The following is a 17,759-nucleotide window of genomic DNA, read 5'->3' as shown; positions in this document are numbered from 1 at the left end:
TTCTCAGATCACATTTTGCCCCACATTTTGCCCCACATTTTGCCCCACATTTTGCCCCACATTTTGCCCCACATTTTGCCCCACATTTTGCGCAAATAAACCAAGAATTTCAAGGTGAGATGAAGCCTAAAGGCCCATAAAATAAAGGGATTTTGAGTTTTGATGGCGGAGACGAAGGCAGCCTGTTCATGTGATGTTACGTTTCTCGGTGTTACGTAAAGTGTTGTTTTATTGAGACTTTGAGAATTTTGCGAGGAAATACGTGACGTTTCGTGTCGTCTGGTGTCGTGTTTTTTGGTAGGTCGTTTTGGTGATTTGTTTGAGGAATTCGAACCGTGCCAAAAAAAGCGACGCCGCTTCATGCATCCCAAATTAAGAAGCTACCACCCGGCAAACACGCGGACGGTTTCGGGCTATATCTGGTCGTCGCTCCGACTGGCGCTGCGCGCTGGTGGTCATGGCGCGGCATGGTACAGGGGCGGCGCGTCGAATACGGCCTAGGTCGGATTGAGGTTGTTCCGCTGGCAGACGCCCGCGCTAAGGCCCGCGAATATTGGAGTGTCGCTAGGGGCGGCGAAGACCCGCTGGAAGGTAAGCGCAGGGAACGCGGTGAACTGACGTCCTTCGAAGAAGTCGCGCGCGAACTATGGCGCCGTGACGTTGAGCCGAAGGGCGGCAAACACTCCAAACAGTGGATCACGACACTCGAACGTCACGCCTTCCCCACGATCGGCAGTCGACCTGTCGGTGCAATCGTACGGTCGGAAATCTTTGCGGTGCTTGATCCGATCTGGCGAAAGACGCCAGAAACCGCCAGACGCGTTCGGCAGCGCATCAACGCTGTTTTCTCATTCGCCATAGGCAAAGGTTACAGAAGCACGCCGAACCCTGTAGACGACGCCCTATCGCGCTCGTTGGGCAACAACCAAACGGCACCGAAGCATCACCGTGCAGTTACGGTCGAAGACGCGCCAGACGCATTTGCCCGGATCATGAAAGCAGAAGGCATGGGCGCGCGCGCTTTGTCGTTCGCGATTCTAACCGCCGCGCGCTCTGGTGAGGTTCGCGGGGCAAAGTGGACCGAGTTCGACGGCGAGTCCGCTCTTTGGTCGGTTCCGGCTGATCGCATGAAGGCACGACGCGACCATATCGTACCGTTTCCACCGGAAGCCGCTTCTATCCTTCGAACACTACCTGCCTACGAGGAAAACGACAGCTTTCCCAAAGTGAATGACTTCGTGTTTCCGTCTGGCCGTGTTGGTTCGCCACTGTCTGACATGACGCTAGCCGCCGTCATGAAACGACTGAAGATCGAAGGCACGCCACATGGTTGGCGATCGACATTCCGCGATTGGGGGGAACGTGCGGGAAAATGGAATCCAAGGGCGTTAGAACTGTGCTTGGCACACGTCGACCCGAACCGAGTTCAAGCGGCATATTTGCGCGACGATCTGATTGAAACGCGCAAAGAAATCCTTGCCGAATGGGCAAATTACTTACTTGGGTTGTAATTTTTGGTAGGTGGAATCCATAGTATAATTTGGACTCGACTCCCCAATTTGAACACTACATGATGTGTCTAAGCCCAGAATGGATTCTGGGAATCTGGCGATCTGGAATTCTCTGGAAGCCTGAAAAAAGACGGGGCCGAACGGCGGCAACCATTCGACCCCTGACATAACCCGAAGGCTCCGGGTATCTGTCTCACTTTGTCCTGACAAGATACCGCTTGCAACGGCGCCTTACAAGACAAGAGGCGCGAAAAGTGCAGCAAATCGACGTGGCATTAGCCTACGCAAACGCGGGTTTTCCGATCTTCCCGTGTCACCCTGTCGGCGACGACGCAAAGAAGCCGTTGACCCGAAATGGCCTGAAAGACGCAACCAACGACGCAACGCTTGTTGCGCGCATGTGGGAACGCAACCCCGACGCCCTGATCGGGCTTCCGACCGGCGAACGATCCGGGCTTTGGGTGCTTGATTTGGACATGCCAAAGGGTGACACCCCCGGAGGTCGTGAAACTCTATCGGCGTTAGGTTTGGATTGCGTGCTGGGCGATGCGATCCAAGTAAACACCAGATCGGGCGGGCTTCACGCGTACTTCAAGCACGACCCCGAAAAGGGATATGGGAACACAGCGGGCGCCCGGGGTAAGGGGCTGGGCGACGGAATCGACACGCGATCAGAAGGCGGCTACGTGATTGCGCCGGGTTCCGCTGGTTACGAATTCGCAAACCACGAAGCGACAATCGAACTTCTTCGCCAAGCGCGCGCAATTCCTTCCCAGCTTGTTGCCGCCCTCGACGCTGCCCGAGGTCGAAAGAAAGAGCCAGCCAAACAATCGACGCCGAAGCCTGCGCCTGCGTCGAACGTGGTCGACTTGCTGGGACGGACTGCCGGGGGTGTCGATCGTCAATCCGCTTACGCAGAAGGTGCGCTACAAAGCGCGGTCGATGATTTGCGCCGCGCCATGCCCGGCACTCGCAATCACGCATTGAACGAAAACGCGTTCAGCTTAGGCCAGCTTGTCGGCGGCGGGCTTCTGTCTCTTGAGCGTGTCGAAGCATCTTTGCTGGAAGCCGGGCGCGCGATCGGTTTGGACGATAGCGAGATTGCTAACACCGCAGGTCGCGCAATCCGAGACGGCATGGCAAAGCCCCGCGAATTACCCGAAGCTGAATCCGGCGGCATCGTGCATTTCGGCGCCGTGCCTTTGCAAGCTGCCGGGTTCCAAGGCGCGTCAGCCGGAATGCCGCAACGAAAGGCGTTCTCTCGGCCTTCATCCTTCGTGCTAGGCGATGGTTCGAATATTCCGCGTCGCCAGTTCTTGTTCGGGAAGCACTACGTTCGCAAATACGTTTCGGCGACCATTTCGCCGGGTGGTGTCGGCAAATCATCATTCACGATGGCCGAAGCGCTGAGCATGGCAACCGGAAACCGGCTTGTCACTTCTACAGCGCCAAATCTCGAAGCTGGTCCGCTGCGTGTCTTTGTCTGGAACGGCGAAGACCCGCAGGAAGAACTTGACCGCCGTATGACGGCGCTTGCCCTGCACCACGGCATTGCGGCTGACGAAATCGGCGATCGACTGATGCTGCAATCCGGGCGGGATTACCCCCTTGTTCTTGCCGAACAGGATCGGGCCGGTCGGGTCATTGTGAACGAAGCGCTTGTCGACGATCTGTGCCGCGAACTGGAAGGCGTCGACGTGATCGTCGTTGACCCTTTTGTGTCGTCGCATGACGTAAACGAAAATGACAATGGCGCGGTCGATCGTGTCGTAAAGACATGGGCTAGGATCGCCGAACGCCTGAACTGCGCGGTGGAATTGGTACACCATAGCCGAAAGCCTGCCGGGGGCATGTCAGGCCAGAAAACAACGGACGACGACGCGCGCGGCGCCGGGGCCTTGAAGGGGGCAGCGCGGGCGATGCGCACCCTTAACCGCCTTTCGGAAAGCGAAGCTGACAAAATCGGCGTCGACCCGGATCAGGCTTGGCGACATGTGTCTGTCGACGACGGCAAGCAAAACATGGCACCCGTCAATCGGCGGGGCGAGTGGTTCCGTATGGCTTCTTATGGCCTAGCGAACGGGAACGAGACACACGAAGGCGACGACGTAGGTGTTGTGGAAGCGTGGGCGCTGCCAACCGAAAGCGAACTAGACGTGTTGGCACGGACGTCAGAGGCCCGGCGCGTGTATCTTGAATTGCTCGACCTGCACAACGATCAGGGTCGCCCTTTGAACCCGAATTCTGGGCAGACTTATGCGCCCACGGTTTTTTCGCGACACCCGAACGCAGGCGGCATTACAAAGGCTGCATTCCGCGAGGCGCAAGAACGCCTGTTGTCGACCGGCGAAATCGCGGTCGAAACCTTTGGCAAGCCAAGTGCGCCCCGCTTCAAGATCGTGCGGGGCACCCCAAAGTGATCGTCGAATCCCCGTCGAGTCCTCAAAATGGCCTGTCGAATCCCCGTCGAATCCCTCTGTTTAAAGCGTCGAATTCGCGTCGAGTCCCTGTCGAATTAGGGGGGGGTTATCCTCCCCATACCCCTATAGGGACTCGACGCCCCGCCTTGGGCGCGGGGCGCGTCCCAGTCGCCTAACGAGTGAGTCGAAATAATCACGTTAAGTCGAGCAACATAGTGTGCGACGTTCGACCTGAATTGACGTGTGGAATCCGGTTCCGTAGCTTGAAACAAAAAAGGTGAATTGATTTGAGCAGCGCAGCATTCAGCATCGCCTTCGAAGGCGAACCATTCGATGATGGTGAAATCGACGTTCGTGATTTGGCGCCAGCACTTCTGGCGCTTGGGGACGTTGTCCAATCCGCAAACAAGGCACTAAACGGTGAACGGGCTGACGCAAGGCTGAAAGTACGTGCCACACAAGAAGCCTGTTTCGAAGCACTTTTGAACCTCGACATAAGTTGGGTTGCAGACATGCTGGATGTAGTTGCCGCCCACGACGACCGAATGACGGCGGCAAAGGACATAGTTGATCTGGTTTTCAAAGTCGGTGGCGGAGTTGGCGGTGCAACATTTGGAGTTGTGCAGGCGCTCAAATTTTTTGGCGGGAAAAGACCAGAGTCCGTTGAAGAGACGCCTTCGGGTGTTTCGATCACAGTAAACAACACGACCATTCAAATGGAAGATAAGGCGTTTCGGCTTCTGAAAGACCAGCCAACAAGAGAGAGAATAGAAAAGTTCGGTGACAAGACCCTAAGCATTCAGGGGCTTAAGAACGTTAGGATAGGGACCGGTGGTGGGCAGGAACCGCTTTCAATTTCAAAAAGCGATGTGTCTGCTCTAAAAATTCCAGAACCCGGCGAGGATGAAACCGAAACGAACGTCAGCCACGCCACGCTTTGGTTGCGCTTGGTAACGCCACAATTTGAGGATGGCTATAAATGGCGCTTTTCCGACGGTGGCGAACGGCGCTTCACGGCAGAGATGGAAGACACCGATTTTCTTAATCCTGTTCTCGCTGGAGACGTCACAATGAGCGCGAACGACACGCTTAGGTGCTTGATACGGGAAGAACAAGAAATTCGCGGCGGAAATCTTGCGAAGACAGTGTACGTCGAAAAGGTTCTGGAACACAGACGCGGGGACGCACAGCTTAAGTTGATCTAATGGAACCTAGTACCGTTTTCTGCGGTTCCGTGCTTCCGATCGCCGCAGTTTCGCCGACATTAGTCGATAGCAATTTTAAGAACTTGATTGGATTTGGAAGAATACTCTTCCATTAAATTCAACTATGAGCGCGTGGAAATATGGCAGTGACCTTTCACCGAAACGGGACCGTGAGCGCTCACGGCAGAGTTGTTGGACGATGCCATCGGCAGTCTGACGGTAAGTGGATATTTCGTGGAAACGATGGCACAACCGAGATCGCCCGAACACAGGGAATGCTTGAAAAAGCTGCTATTCAGTCTTTCCGCATCCAAGTCCGATCAGAACTAAACGAGTATCTCAAGGACACCTCCCAACGAAAGATAAAAGAAAAACAAGAGTTGGCGGCTAGGATTCGCCAGCGCGATGCAGAAGACCAGCGCTGGAAGGCAATGATTGAGGATGAGAAGAGTCGGCAGGAAATCGCAGCTAAGCGACGAGCCGAAGAAAGAACGGAACGTGAAGCCCGATGGGCAAAGTTAAAGGCAAAATGGGCTGCGATCGGTAAGCCCGAAAAGTGACATTCTGTGACGTCTTGTGGTGATAAATTTACATAATTGCGTACACCGTTTTTTCTGTGGTTAGCTCTGCTTTGGGGGCACCTAACTAACTTAAAATACAGGACTTTTCATAAGATGCACGAAACAAAAACGGCCAACAACACTAACCGATTGCAGGCATCAGCAATGGTGGCACTCTCAGCATCAAGCGACTGTCGACGCGCCGGGTCTCTGCCCGAACATGTTATCCGACAGGTAGAGGAAGCGACGATCCGCTTCGCTACATTCGCTGGGATCACCACCCTACCCGTACCGGGTTACATGTTGAGTGAAAGCGGGGAACCACTGGCGGGCTATGAGTGGCTCGACGACTGAGTATGCGCGCCGCGTGACATTGCGCGCGCGCATTGCGGGAAATCGGAAGCCGAGTCGACGAACGATAATGCACTCTGATTGCGGGTCGTGAAGCACTGCCGGTTTCTCCGTGATTGGTACGACGAAACACCCCCCGGGCAGGTTCTGCATTCTCCATGCTCGGATCGGTCTTTTGCTCGAAGACAACAGAACCTGCCCGTATCGACATGAAACGCGCCCGGCTTCGGCTGGGCGTTTTTCATTTGCAGCGCGAAACGCAACCTGACGCAGCAAAACCGCACAGCATCACGTTTAGAAGCGTTAAAGGGCGCGGCACCGCCCGGGATAGTGAAAATTCTGCGCGGTAGAAATGAAAGGTCGCGCCCCGCGCATTGGGGGAAAGTGGGCGATACCCGGTTCGGCCAAGGGTATTTTTAACCCGAGAATTCGTTGGGAATTCCCCGGTTAATACAGAAAGGCCGCAATACCATGTTCAGAACCCGCTTTGTCGCAACCGATCTTCGTTACCGCCTGCGCAGTCAAGGCTATACCGGGCGATCCGTTGACTCGGCAGCATACCATGTCGCGACCCAGCACGGCTTTGCCAAAGGTCGTGGAACTCCCGCCTACACCATGCCCGCTGAGGCTCGCATTGAAGGCGTGCTGCTTACGATGGCGCTGCAAGGACGGAACCCCAGACCGGACGAAGTTTCGGCAGTTTATGAAAACATCAAGCAAGCCGATATCGCTGGTTGGCTGGATGGCCTGACCAGCTTGGAAAAGGTCAAAGACTCCGATCTGTTCGTAGATGATGCAGGTCATTTCGGCGAAGTCTTCGTCGGGGAGTCTGATGAAACTGAGACTTTGCTTTCGTGGCGCAAGGCGCCCGGATACGGCCTACCGACTGGCAGCATTCGTTGTATCGACGGCGATCGTCTCTACGACATTTGCGCGTTTCAATATCTGAAAAACTAGGAAGCCCGGCGGGGATTACCTCAACCGGGTGGCTGCGCATCCGGTTATCCAAAGTTCTGATCGGCGCCCCGCCCGGCCAAGGCCACCGCAACCGATCATTTCACCGCAGCACCATACCCCACGACACCGCGCCCGGCGGGTCGATCGGGGGTCGATCAACCGGGCGATAATGAATGAGGCAAGCCATATGGCACTACGCGACCTGATCGAAAAACGATCGAAAATTGCTGCGGAAATGCGCAGCATCAATGATGCCCCTGCTGGTGAAGCGGGCGACCTGAGCGAGACTCAGGAAACACGGTTCAACGAACTGCGCACAGACCTTGAAGCGGTCGAAAAGCGTATTCAGCGCCAGACCACACTTGACGACGCCGAACGCCGTATGGCGGGCAATCCGGCTGATACCGGCGACAACTTCGCCGCCGAAATCAGATCGAAATACTCGGTCGCACGCGCAATCGCAGGCGCAGCCGGTTTGTGCGCCGACGACGGCTTTGAACGTGAAGTCGGGCAGGAACTTGCCCGTCGCGAGCCCCGCTCTTTCGAAGGCGTTGCCGTGCCGCTCGAAGCGCTGGCCCCTGAGACGCGCACAGTTGACGGAACATCCGGCGCTGACCTGATCGGAACCGACCATGCCAACGAAATTGTCGACCGACTGCGCGCTGGTACAGCCGCCAATCGGTTGGGCGTGCGTTTCGTTTCCGGCCTGCGCGGTGATCTGGATATTCCGAAACTCGCTTCGTCTTCGGCTGCGGGCTGGTTCGCTGACGGCGATACAATTGGCGAGTCCGACCCGGGCTTCGACAAGATCAGCATGAAGCCCAAACATCTGGGCGCGCGTACTGCGTTCAGCCGAACCATGCTGCTGCAATCCGTGCCCGCCGTCGAAGGGATCATCCGTGGTGATCTGACTGCCGTTTTGTCCGAAGCACTCGACAAGGCGGTATTCGTCGGCAGCGGTTCCGGCAATGAGCCGACAGGCATTCACAACCAAACAGGCGTCAACAACTATGAAACCGCTGCATCGGGCGCCATTTCGCAAGTTGACGTTATCGACCTCATTGGAGCGCTGGCGGAAGCGAATTCCGAAGCCAGCGGCTTTGCCATGTCGCCGACGGTCGCCAAGGAATTGCGCAAGCTTCAAGACGCTGACGGCAGGCTGCTTGGCCTCCTGTCGGGCATTGGCCGCAGCGCGACAATGGAAAACCTTCCGGTCGCGACTTCGACCCATCTGCCGGGCATGGCAGCGGGTGACAAAGCAATCACCGCCGGTCGCTTCTCCGATGTGCTGGTCGGCATGTGGGGTGCCCTTGACCTGATGGTGAACCCATACGGCGACGCATACTTCTCGAAAGGCGCCGTAGGTGTGCGGGCGATCATGGCCGCTGACATTGCGGTACGACACCCCGAGTCCTTCGCGACGCTGGCGATCAAAGCCTAAACGACAATGGCGGGGCGCCTCGGGCGCCCCGTGCTTTTTGAGGAATACCGCTATGGAAAGACGCCACGCCGGAAACGGCATTTTATCATCCGGGCGAACGCTTATCGGGATCGCCGTACCCTTCAACACTGAAACCACCGTTGCCGGGCGTCGCGAACGCGTTGCCCCCGGTGCATTCTCTGCGTCTCTCGCCTCCGGGCGCGACGTTCTCGCCCTTGTCAACCATGACGCTGGCAAACTGCTGGCCCGCACCAAGAGCGGCACGCTAAGGCTATCTGAGCGCCCCGACGGGCTTCACTACGAAATCGACCTACCCGACACCCCTCAAGCCGAAGACATTCGCGGCTTAGCTACCGCCGGGTCGCTGGGTGGCGTGTCGATCGGATTTTCGGTCGCTGCCGGGGGTGAACACATTACGCCCGACGGGCTTCGCGAATTGCGGCGGGTGGAGTTGATTGAAATTTCGGTCGTGACCGCGTTTCCCGCTTACCCCGGCACGACTGCCGATCTGCGCAGCCAAGCCCCACGACGGGCACGTATTGCGCGCTATCTCGACACCATTTGAGGATTTACGGCATGGGACTTTTAGACCTGCTCACCAAACGCGAAACCCGCGCCGAAGCAAGCAACCCGGCGAACGACGGTTGGACGCCAGCGACTACGAACAGGCCGCACGCCGAAAAGCTGGCGATTGTGCAGGCTTGTGTCGATCTGATTGCCGGGTCTATCGCCAGCCTGCCCGCTGGCGTGAAAGTGGGTGACGAACCCGTCACGGATCACCCGCTTAACCGTCTGATCGTCGAGGGTGTGAACGAAAGCCAAAGCTGGCACGCGTTCGTCGAATTCCTCGTGGCTGAAATCCTCTTGCGGGGAAATGGGGCCGCTCGGATCATGACGGATAGCCAAGGTCAGATAGTTGGCTTGGTTCCGGTTCCTTGGGCGCTTGCCAGTCTGGCGCAAACACCGACAGGTAGGATCGTTCTCGACTACACCGAAGAAACGCTGGCTGGCGGTATGGCCGCGTCTCATCGCCTGTTAGCGGGTGAATACATCCATGTGAAGAATCGGGGTCGATCGCGGTTCTATGGCGAAAGCCAGTTGCAACGCGCCGCCGCTTCGATCGACATGGCGACTTCAACCGAGGAATTCGCCAACACGAACTGGCGCAACATGGCGCAGCCTTCCGGAGTTCTGTCTCATGACAAGCTGTTGTCGAAAGACGCTGCACGCCGCTTGAAAGAAAACTGGGTGACGCGATTTGGTGGCGCAAATCGGGGTATGCCCGCGGTTCTTGAAGAAGGGCTGACCTACACCCCCTTGCCACTGGTTTCGCCTGTAGACGCCGAACTTCTGGAGTCGCGCAAGTTTAGCGTGCTGGAAATCTGTCGCGCATTTGGTGTGCCCGGCGTTCTGGTCAACGTGCTTGAGCAATCCAGCTACAACAACATTGAGTCTTTGACCCGACAGTTTGCGACTTTGGCGCTGTCCGCGCATGTATCGCGGATCGAACAGGAATTGGCGCGCGCTTTGTTTACCGCTGACGAACGCGCAAAAGGATACAGGCTGGATTTGGATATGTCGGGCCTTCTTCGGGCTGATCCTGCGCAGCGTTGGGCCGGTCACAAAATCGCCCTGGACTCACGGGTGCTGACGCCAGAAGAAGTTCGCAAAATCGAAGGTTTCGGCCCAACAGAAGGCAAAACAGACGTGGGCGACTCGACTGAACCATTGGTAGAGTGAGGTTCGCGTCGACTATTGGCTTGCGATTTAAGCGGGTTCGTTTTTGGTGATTTTTTGGTAGGTCGACGTTTAACGGCGTCGACTTTTCCACTTAAAAACAATCACTTAACTTGTGTAAGTGGCGGAGACGAAGGGATTCGAACCCTCGAGACGGTTTCCCGCCTACTCCCTTAGCAGGGGAGCGCCTTCGACCACTCGGCCACGTCTCCGCCGACGGGTATATCCTTGCAAGCGACGGGAATACAAGGCGAAATTTCTATTTTGTGCTACGCCCTGACAAAATTGCTGAACCCGTTGAAATCACGGTAAAAGAGCCTGTTTTACGTGGGTTGTGGGTACGATTAGGACAATATTTTCCGAAAGCTTTTGGAAGACAACCCCGCCCAACTAGCAGGTTGGCAACACCGCAACTTGTCGATTCCCTGGTTGGTACCGCCGCACTGATTGAAAGATCGTTTTCTGCAGTCGACGAATTTCTTTTGTAACAGTGCAAATCCATTTCTCCCGAACCGTTAAGGAACCGCAAGCCAAAAGTACCGAACGAAGGTCCAAGGTGTGCAGATACCCAAGTTGAGCAAGTCATGAACTAGACGCGGCATCGGCTCCTCCAACGCGACCAAGGCGGGAAGCGCTCATGGCCGTTTAAACCGGGCGTTCAAGTGGCTATGCTCCTTCACAGTATTTATGCCGGCAAAGAGCCGAACTTTGACCAATTCTGTAAAGAAAGTGAAGTTAGCTCACTTCGCTGCTTAGCTTGCAACTGACACGAACAAATGTCGCTTGCTAGGCCTAGTGCCCCAGAATCTGGCTGAGGAACAGCTTGGTCCGTTCGCTCTGCGGGTTGTTGAAGAACTCTTCCGGTTCGTTCTGTTCCACGATCTGGCCCGCATCCATGAAAATCACGCGGTTGGCGACCTGACGGGCAAAGCCCATCTCGTGGGTCACACACAGCATGGTCATGCCTTCCTCGGCCAGTTCGATCATGGTGTCGAGCACCTCTTTGATCATCTCGGGGTCCAGCGCCGATGTCGGTTCATCGAACAACATGATCCGCGGCATCATGCAGAGCGAGCGTGCAATCGCCACACGCTGCTGCTGACCACCAGAAAGCTGGCCGGGGTACTTGTCGGCCTGTTCGGGAATTTTCACCTTTTCCAAGAAGTGCATCGCACGCTCTTCGGCCTCTTTTTTGGGCGTCTTACGCACCCAGATCGGGGCCAGCGTGCAGTTCTCCAGAATGGTCAGATGCGGGAACAGGTTGAAGTGCTGGAACACCATGCCAACCTCAGAGCGGATCTTGTCGATGTTCTTGAGGTCATTCGACAACTCGGTCCCATCCACGATGATCGTGCCCTGCTGGTGTTCCTCCAGCGCGTTCAAGCAGCGGATCAGGGTGGACTTGCCCGACCCCGACGGCCCCGCGATTACGATCCGCTCGCCCTGGTTGACGGTCAGATTGATGTCGCGCAGTACGTGGAAGGCCCCGTACCACTTGTTCATGTTGGTGATTTCGATGGCGACCTCGTCGCTCACCTGCATCTTCGTGCGGTCGATTTCGCGGTCAATTGCAAGTTCAGACATGTGTTCCCTCCTCAGGTTCCAGAGTGGCGGTGATGGCAGCGGCCAGATCCATCACAGCGTTGCCGACCGATTTGAACAGGGTGATTTCATCTGCGCCCGTGCGAGCTGGCGTGCCCTGCGTCAAAGCGTAGAGATCGCCCAGAATGTCACTTTGTGCGATTGCACCGGTTTCCAGCGGCGCTTTCAGCTCACCCGCTTCCATGGTGGCAAATTTTGTGTCGACAAACAGGCGGGCTCGTTGCAGTGCACGGTCGTCGGCCTCACGCATGGAGGGGGTGAAGGCGCCAATCAGGTCCACGTGCTGCCCGGGCACCAGCCAGTCGCCGAGCAACAGCGGATCGGTCGCCAGCGTCGCAGCACTGATGATGTCGGCCTGCGGTACCGCGGCCTGCAAGTCGCTGACCGCTTGCGCGTCCCAACCTTCTTCCCGTAGAGCCTCAGCCAGCCGTTCGGCTGCTGCCGGGAAGACATCCCAGACGCGCAGAGTTTCAATCGGACGCACGGCGCGGAACGCATCAGCCAATTGCGCCGCCACCTTTCCCGCCCCGATGATCAGCAGGTGACGAGCGTCTTCGCGCGCCAGATACCGCGCACCCAATGCCGAGGCTGCCGCCGTGCGCCGCGCCGTCAGGGCCGCGCCATCCAACAGGACCAAGTGTGCTCCGGTCGCCCGGTCGAACACCAGCACCGACCCGGCAATCGCCGGCAATTTGCGCGCCGAGTTGCCCGGTGTAGCTGTCACGACTTTGACGCAGCCCAAGGTTTCGGTCCAGGCAGGCATAAGCAACAGGGTCGCGTCCTGCTCGCCCAGCATCGGCATCGTATGGTGATAGCGGTCCGGCGCGACCAAGCCGCTGGCGAACAGCGCCTCCATCTGGTTGATCAACGCATCGAAAGGCAGGGAGCGCGTGGTTGCGTCTGCATCGAGAATTTTCATGGGTTAGCTTTCCAAACGAGAAGGAGAGAACAGCGCGGCGTCAAGGCCTGCCGCTGCAAAATGGGTCGGAAGTGCCGCGCCCATCAGTATGGCGGCGGCGATTTGGCCCACTGCGGGTGAGGTCTGGATGCCATACCCGCCGACACCGGCCAGCCAGAACAGACCTTCGGCCTGCCCCGAGAAACCGATCACCGGTATCCGATCTTTGGCAAAGGAGCGCAGGCCTGCCCAGCTATGGGCGATGTGAGTAACGTCCAGCGTCGTGCATTCGCTCAGATAGTGGGCGGCATAGGCAATATCCAGTTCCTCCGGCCAGGCGTCATGTGGATCGACCGGGGTTTCATCCGCCGGGCTGACCATCAACTGACCTGCATCCGGTTTGAAGTAGAACACCTCGTCGATCTCGTTCACCTCGGGCATGTGGGATACATCGTAATCCGGCACCTTGACGCTGATCGCGGTGCGGCGGTGGGGCACTATGCCCAGCGGGGCGGCCCCGAACATCCCAGCCACCAGATCAGCCCAGCCGCCAGCGGCATTGACAACTGTGCGAGCCCGTATCTCCCCGGCCGAGGTTTCCAAAACCCAATGATCCCCATCCCGTCGCACAGCCGTCACCGAACAGGAGTGGTGAAACACAGCACCTTTTGTCTTTGCCCCGCGAACGTAGCCCTGCAACAGGTTCTCAACCTCGATGTCCCAGCAATCGGGGTCGTAAAAAGCGGCCCTGACCCAATTGGAGTCAAGAAACGGCACCTTTTCCAGCGCCTGATCGACGCTCAGCAGTTCAACAGGCACGGCGCCGTCAGGGGTGTTGTCGCGCTCGTGCTCGTACACACTGCGAAGGTGGTCCGCTTTTTCGGTATCGGCGATCAACAAGTTACCGCGCGGGCGCAGCAGGTTTACCTCGGCGAACCCTGCGGGCGGCGCCATCACAAAACCGGCGCTGGCTTGCGTCAGACGCCCCGCAACATCCGAATGAAACCGGCGGGTGAATTCCGCAGCCGAGCGCCCGGTTGAATGGTAGCCAAGCGAGGGTTCCTGTTCCAGCAATGCGACCGAACGCTGCCCGTCCAGGAAATAGGCGACAGACGCTCCGGTGATACCGCCGCCGACGATGGCGATGTCATGGATCTCAGCCATTGATCTCATCCAGTGGAAAGACAGGGCGGCGCAAGTGGGTATAGCTCCGCCGTTTGACGTTCGGCGTACACAGTCCGCCTGCATCGGTGATGATGATGCGCGATGCAATCGGGGCGAAAGTCCCCTTGAAATGCTGCATCGACTTCACCGCCAAAACGGCCTTGTCCGCCGGTTCGATTCCCACGACCCGAAACACGTTCTTATCCAGCATTTGCATTCGGTCAGAGACAATCATGATGTCGATGCCCTGCACTCGCAGGCACACGCTTTGCCCCGTCGATCCAGGCAGACCGGTGAACATAGGACCTTCGAAGGTGAAGCTGCCGTCGCTGATAGCCCTGACCGTGCCGGTGACCTGCAAAGGCCCGCCACCCACGGATGCATCGGTCTTGCCTCCGATTGAGAGCGTAACTTCGGCACCGACGCCGTGGGTGACGAGCTGTGACACGGCCTGCGGGTCGTAAAGCGCGCCAGCCGCCGCATTCTCGATCCCCCCCTCAAGCATTGCGGCGATCAGCGCGGTACAATCGCTGTAGGCACCCGAGCCGGGATTGTCTGAAAAATCCGCAACCACGATCGAACCTTTGGCGGGGGTCGCCGCTTTGAGTTGCGCGATACACTCCTCGAGCGGAATTGGCAGATCCCAATGATCGCGAAACGACCAAATACGATCACAAATCCGCCCGGCGCAGGCGGCAGCAGCCTCGCTGACAATGCTGACCATGTCATATGTCACCAGGACCGACGGCCCGGCCGCCCAGACATCGGCATCGGTAAAGCCCGCATTGATCGCGACGTTCAGAATGCCCGGAGTCTGCATTTCGTTTGCCGCATCTTTTAGCAAGTGGCACATCGGGCCATTTTCGGTCGTGCGCCCGTCGTCGCAGCCCAACAGCATCGGCGGGCGGCGGATCAGCAGCTTTGGCTCGATCTCACCCTCCAGCGCCCGGTGCAGCAGCTCACATGCTTCGACCCCGACTTCGCGCATGTCCACATGCGGATAGGTGCGGAAGGACACGGCGATTTGCGCCAGCTCTGCCGTCTCGTCCGAGATATTGGCGTGCAGATCAAGCGTGATGGCCAGGGGAATCTCATCCCCCACAACGGCCCGGATTTCGCGCAGGAACTGGCAGTCACCGTCTTGATCGGTCTCGGTCACCATTGCACCGTGCAGCGCGACAAAAACTCCGTCGAAGGGTCCGTTTTCATGCAGGCGGCGGACACATTCGCCTGTGATCTCAGCCCGCGCGGCCTCGGTTACGGTGCCGTTTGGTTCGGCATGGGCGGCGGTGATGTAGACGGGCTGCCAGCCGCAGGCCTCGGCCACCTCAATTGCGCCGCCGACTTCGGACCCGGTGCCTCGGAAATTGGCCGGGATTTCGTCGCCTTTGAAGTAGTGCGAAGCGCGAAAGTCAGCCATGCCCGTCCGCATCACGGTGAACGTGTTGCTTTCGTTGATGAACTCGATGATGGCGACGCGATGGGTCATAACGCGGCCTTTCGCTGGGCTGCGCGGGCACAAATATACTCCAGCGCCAGTGACGCCCCAAGCAGCGCAGTGACATCTGCGTGGTCATAGGGCGGTGATACTTCGACCAGATCCATGCCGACAAAATTCATGTCCACGCTGCCGCGCAGAAATTGGATGATGTCATTCGGGGTCAGCCCGTCCACCACCGGAGTACCGGTGCCGGGCGCATAAGCCGGGTCAAGGCTGTCGATATCTATCGTCAGATAGGTCGGGCGGTTGCCGATGATCTCGCGCACCTTCTGCAGCGCGCCGCGCCAGCCGTGGTCATGCATCCAGTCACGGTAGAGAACGGTGATAGGGTCGTCATCCTCATAAAATGTGCGGATGCCGATCTGAACCGAGTGTTCAGGGTCGATCAGCCCTTCTTTCATCGCATGGTGGACAAAAGTTCCGTGATCAAACCAGTCGCTTTTCTGGGTGTCGCGATGCGCATCGAATTGGATCAGCGCCAACGGCCCGTGTTTCTCGGCATGTGCCTTGAGCGCTGTGTAAGTGGTGCAGTGATCGCCCCCCAGCATCAGCGTGCTGGCCCCGGCCGAGGTAATGTGGCGCGCCATTGCAATGGCGCTGTCGCGCATCTGCTCTACCTGACCACGCCGGAATGGCACGTCACCACAATCTACGACCGACAGAATGTCGAACGGATCGAACCCCCACGGCCAGACCTCGCCCCATGCAAGGTGCGCCGTTGCCTCGCGCAGGGCGCTGGGACCGAGCCGCGCGCCTGGACGGCCCGAGGTGGTCAGGTCGAACGGAATGCCATAGACACCGATATCAACCCCTTCCATATCAACACAGGGCCGACGGCGCATGAAGGTGTGGATGCCGGAATAAGGCATTTCGACGTGGGTACCATCCGGACCGGGCTTGGTTCGAAACACACCCTCACGCCCAAAGGCGATATCGTCTGCCTGAAGCTTCATGGGTCTTATCCTTTATATGTTAGCCAGACGTTGCGGTTTTCGAGACGTCTCCAGATTGCTTCGATCAACAGGACGACGATCAGATAATTCACGGCTGCGATGTAAAAAACGCTCAGGTCGAAGGTTTCACCAAACAGATAGCGGGCCTGCCCCATCAGGTCGCGCACGGTGATCACGCTGACCAGCGCCGACGCCTTGAGCAACAGCACCAGTTCGTTGCCAAAGGCAGGTAGCATCCGGGCGACAGTAATCGGCAGGATCAGCAGGCGGAAAATCTGAAACCGGTGCAACCCAAGCGCCTGTCCTGCTTCAATGGTGCCCTTGGGAATGGCCAGAATACCGCCCCGTAGGATTTCGGCCTGGTAAGCGGCCGAATTCAGCGTGAAAGCCAGCAGACCGCAATAATACGCGTCGCGGAAGAACCACCAGACACCCAACATTTTGAGCTCTTTGTGGAACTGGCCCAACCCGTAATAGATGATGAATATCTGCACCAGCAGCGGAGTGCCGCGCACCAGATAGATATAGGTATAGGCCAAACCTGACAGCCATCGGCTTTTGCTCAACCGGGCGGCGGCCAGCGGAATGGCAACAAAGAAGCCGAAGATGAAACCCAACACCGTCAGGCTGACCGTGTTCTGCAGCCCTTCGACCCACAGATCGAGATTGTCAGTTATATGCGACCACATCTCAGCGCCCCCCAACCAGATTGCGATTGGCGCGGCGTTCCAGAACGATCTGAATCTGCCCCGAGATGAAAGCCAGCGCCACATAGATCAGCGCCAGAATGGAATAGAAGAAGAATGGCTCGCGCGTAGTGGCGATCGCCATATTGGCGTAGCGCATCATGTCGTTCACAGCGATGATCGAGATCAGCGATGTATCCTTCAGCAGGATCAACCACAGGTTCCCGAATGCCGGAATTGCGTGCCGCCACATCTGCGGCAAGATCACCAGAAAAAAGGCTTGTGCCCGGTGCAACCCCATTGCGGCGGCAGCCTCAGCCTGACCACTTCCAACTGCCTGATACGCGGTGCGTACGACTTCGGAACCCAGTGCCGAGAAAACCAGCGTTAAGGCAACGACGCCGGCTGCAAATGCGTTTAGCGAGATGTTTGCATCCGGAACAAAGACACCGACGGCCAAGTTCAGCAGGCTTTGCAGCTGGTAATAGATGATGATCAGGGTGAGAATTTCGGGCAGGCTACGGAATACAGTAGTGTAACCATTTGCCAATGCGCGAGCCCACTTGCGCTTTGCGTGTTTGCCCCAGGCTACGACAAAGGACATCGCCAACGCGCAAGGAGCCGTAAGCAATGCCAGGGCCATTGTGACCCAGAAGCCGCGCAATAATTCATCCCCCCAGCCTGCGTCTCCGAAGGCCAGCAGCGAAAACAGTTCCGTCATGGGTGACGCCCCCGGTTGCGGGGTCCGCAATCCTATGCAGACCCCAATTTGC

16 protein-coding genes and 1 tRNA gene are annotated in these 17,759 nt (G+C 57.6%); 9 read left to right on the top strand and 8 right to left on the bottom strand.

Annotation, left to right across the window (positions count from 1 at the left end):
* The first annotated feature begins 335 nt into the window (after window positions 1-335).
* The 9 genes from ABLN94_RS13780 (at window position 336) to ABLN94_RS13740 (ending at window position 10,185) form a co-directional block, all read left to right on the top strand.
* Window positions 336-1,511, top strand: coding sequence for a tyrosine-type recombinase/integrase (locus ABLN94_RS13780; RefSeq protein ID WP_352993205.1), 1,176 nt, complete (start codon window positions 336-338; stop codon window positions 1,509-1,511).
* A gap of 254 nt (window positions 1,512-1,765) precedes the next feature.
* Window positions 1,766-3,931, top strand: coding sequence for an AAA family ATPase (locus ABLN94_RS13775; protein WP_352993203.1), 2,166 nt, complete (start codon window positions 1,766-1,768; stop codon window positions 3,929-3,931).
* Window positions 3,932-4,443: 512 nt separating this feature from the next.
* Window positions 4,444-5,136 carry a hypothetical protein gene (locus ABLN94_RS13770; RefSeq protein ID WP_352993201.1) on the top strand — a complete coding sequence of 231 codons (693 nt, stop codon included), beginning with the start codon at window positions 4,444-4,446 and terminating at the stop codon, window positions 5,134-5,136.
* A 275-nt stretch (window positions 5,137-5,411) separates the two neighbouring features.
* Window positions 5,412-5,696: a hypothetical protein gene (locus ABLN94_RS13765; RefSeq protein WP_352993199.1), complete on the top strand. Its 285-nt coding sequence runs from the start codon at window positions 5,412-5,414 to the stop codon at window positions 5,694-5,696.
* 114 nt (window positions 5,697-5,810) lie between these two features.
* Window positions 5,811-6,050, top strand: a complete 240-nt coding sequence (locus ABLN94_RS13760; protein WP_352993198.1) for a hypothetical protein — start codon at window positions 5,811-5,813, stop codon at window positions 6,048-6,050.
* A gap of 468 nt (window positions 6,051-6,518) precedes the next feature.
* The gene (locus ABLN94_RS13755; RefSeq protein WP_352993196.1) at window positions 6,519-7,004 is read left to right on the top strand and encodes a hypothetical protein; all 486 of its coding nucleotides are present in this window, start codon (window positions 6,519-6,521) and stop codon (window positions 7,002-7,004) included.
* Between the two features lie 187 nt (window positions 7,005-7,191).
* Window positions 7,192-8,445 carry a phage major capsid protein gene (locus ABLN94_RS13750; RefSeq protein WP_352993195.1) on the top strand — a complete coding sequence of 418 codons (1,254 nt, stop codon included), beginning with the start codon at window positions 7,192-7,194 and terminating at the stop codon, window positions 8,443-8,445.
* Between the two features lie 52 nt (window positions 8,446-8,497).
* Window positions 8,498-9,010 (top strand): HK97 family phage prohead protease, encoded by a 513-nt coding sequence (locus ABLN94_RS13745; protein ID WP_352993193.1) that lies wholly within the window; start codon window positions 8,498-8,500, stop codon window positions 9,008-9,010.
* 11 nt (window positions 9,011-9,021) lie between these two features.
* Window positions 9,022-10,185, top strand: coding sequence for a phage portal protein (locus ABLN94_RS13740; protein WP_352993191.1), 1,164 nt, complete (start codon window positions 9,022-9,024; stop codon window positions 10,183-10,185).
* 119 nt (window positions 10,186-10,304) lie between these two features.
* Here the strand turns inward: ABLN94_RS13740 and ABLN94_RS13735 are convergent.
* The 8 genes from ABLN94_RS13735 to ABLN94_RS13700 all read right to left on the bottom strand — a co-directional run bounded on the left by ABLN94_RS13735 (window position 10,305) and on the right by ABLN94_RS13700 (window position 17,707).
* Window positions 10,305-10,394, bottom strand: a tRNA-Ser gene (locus ABLN94_RS13735).
* Between the two features lie 580 nt (window positions 10,395-10,974).
* A complete protein-coding gene (locus tag ABLN94_RS13730) occupies window positions 10,975-11,766 on the bottom strand; it encodes an amino acid ABC transporter ATP-binding protein (RefSeq protein WP_352993189.1) in 792 nt (263 codons plus the stop codon).
* Entirely contained in the window at window positions 11,759-12,703 is a 945-nt protein-coding gene (locus ABLN94_RS13725; protein ID WP_352993187.1) for an ornithine cyclodeaminase family protein, read from the bottom strand. Before ABLN94_RS13725 ends, ABLN94_RS13730 begins: the two co-directional genes overlap by 8 nt.
* A 3-nt stretch (window positions 12,704-12,706) precedes the next feature.
* Window positions 12,707-13,846, bottom strand: coding sequence for an NAD(P)/FAD-dependent oxidoreductase (locus tag ABLN94_RS13720; RefSeq protein ID WP_352993185.1), 1,140 nt, complete (start codon window positions 13,844-13,846; stop codon window positions 12,707-12,709).
* Window positions 13,839-15,335 (bottom strand): M81 family metallopeptidase, encoded by a 1,497-nt coding sequence (locus tag ABLN94_RS13715; protein WP_352993183.1) that lies wholly within the window; start codon window positions 15,333-15,335, stop codon window positions 13,839-13,841. The genes ABLN94_RS13720 and ABLN94_RS13715 overlap by 8 nt, the downstream gene beginning before the upstream one ends.
* The gene (gene speB, locus ABLN94_RS13710) at window positions 15,332-16,300 is read right to left on the bottom strand and encodes an agmatinase (protein WP_352993181.1); all 969 of its coding nucleotides are present in this window, start codon (window positions 16,298-16,300) and stop codon (window positions 15,332-15,334) included. The genes ABLN94_RS13715 and speB overlap by 4 nt, the downstream gene beginning before the upstream one ends.
* A 5-nt stretch (window positions 16,301-16,305) precedes the next feature.
* Window positions 16,306-16,989 (bottom strand): ABC transporter permease, encoded by a 684-nt coding sequence (locus tag ABLN94_RS13705; protein WP_352993179.1) that lies wholly within the window; start codon window positions 16,987-16,989, stop codon window positions 16,306-16,308.
* A gap of 1 nt (window position 16,990) precedes the next feature.
* The gene (locus tag ABLN94_RS13700; RefSeq protein WP_352993177.1) at window positions 16,991-17,707 is read right to left on the bottom strand and encodes an ABC transporter permease; all 717 of its coding nucleotides are present in this window, start codon (window positions 17,705-17,707) and stop codon (window positions 16,991-16,993) included.
* Between the last annotated feature and the right edge of the window lie 52 nt (window positions 17,708-17,759).

The organism is Ruegeria sp. SCP11 (assembly GCF_040329455.1).
GTDB lineage: Bacteria > Pseudomonadota > Alphaproteobacteria > Rhodobacterales > Rhodobacteraceae > Ruegeria > Ruegeria atlantica_E.
The sequence above is the reverse complement of the archived record's forward strand: the minus strand, read 5'-3'. Positions and strand labels throughout refer to the sequence as shown.

What these genes read in the sequence shown, in the direction of transcription:
- ABLN94_RS13770 (WP_352993201.1), top strand. Translation starts at nt 4,444, where the DNA reads ATGCTGGATGTAGTTGCCGCCCACGACGACCGAATGACGGCGGCAAAG.
- ABLN94_RS13765 (WP_352993199.1), top strand. Translation starts at nt 5,412, where the DNA reads ATGCTTGAAAAAGCTGCTATTCAGTCTTTCCGCATCCAAGTCCGATCA.
- ABLN94_RS13760 (WP_352993198.1), top strand. Translation starts at nt 5,811, where the DNA reads ATGCACGAAACAAAAACGGCCAACAACACTAACCGATTGCAGGCATCA.
- ABLN94_RS13755 (WP_352993196.1), top strand. Translation starts at nt 6,519, where the DNA reads ATGTTCAGAACCCGCTTTGTCGCAACCGATCTTCGTTACCGCCTGCGC.
- ABLN94_RS13750 (WP_352993195.1), top strand. Translation starts at nt 7,192, where the DNA reads ATGGCACTACGCGACCTGATCGAAAAACGATCGAAAATTGCTGCGGAA.
- ABLN94_RS13745 (WP_352993193.1), top strand. Translation starts at nt 8,498, where the DNA reads ATGGAAAGACGCCACGCCGGAAACGGCATTTTATCATCCGGGCGAACG.
- ABLN94_RS13740 (WP_352993191.1), top strand. Translation starts at nt 9,022, where the DNA reads ATGGGACTTTTAGACCTGCTCACCAAACGCGAAACCCGCGCCGAAGCA.
- ABLN94_RS13730 (WP_352993189.1), bottom strand. Translation starts at nt 11,766, where the DNA reads ATGTCTGAACTTGCAATTGACCGCGAAATCGACCGCACGAAGATGCAG.
- ABLN94_RS13725 (WP_352993187.1), bottom strand. Translation starts at nt 12,703, where the DNA reads ATGAAAATTCTCGATGCAGACGCAACCACGCGCTCCCTGCCTTTCGAT.
- ABLN94_RS13720 (WP_352993185.1), bottom strand. Translation starts at nt 13,846, where the DNA reads ATGGCTGAGATCCATGACATCGCCATCGTCGGCGGCGGTATCACCGGA.
- ABLN94_RS13715 (WP_352993183.1), bottom strand. Translation starts at nt 15,335, where the DNA reads ATGACCCATCGCGTCGCCATCATCGAGTTCATCAACGAAAGCAACACG.
- speB (WP_352993181.1), bottom strand. Translation starts at nt 16,300, where the DNA reads ATGAAGCTTCAGGCAGACGATATCGCCTTTGGGCGTGAGGGTGTGTTT.
- ABLN94_RS13705 (WP_352993179.1), bottom strand. Translation starts at nt 16,989, where the DNA reads ATGTGGTCGCATATAACTGACAATCTCGATCTGTGGGTCGAAGGGCTG.
- ABLN94_RS13700 (WP_352993177.1), bottom strand. Translation starts at nt 17,707, where the DNA reads ATGACGGAACTGTTTTCGCTGCTGGCCTTCGGAGACGCAGGCTGGGGG.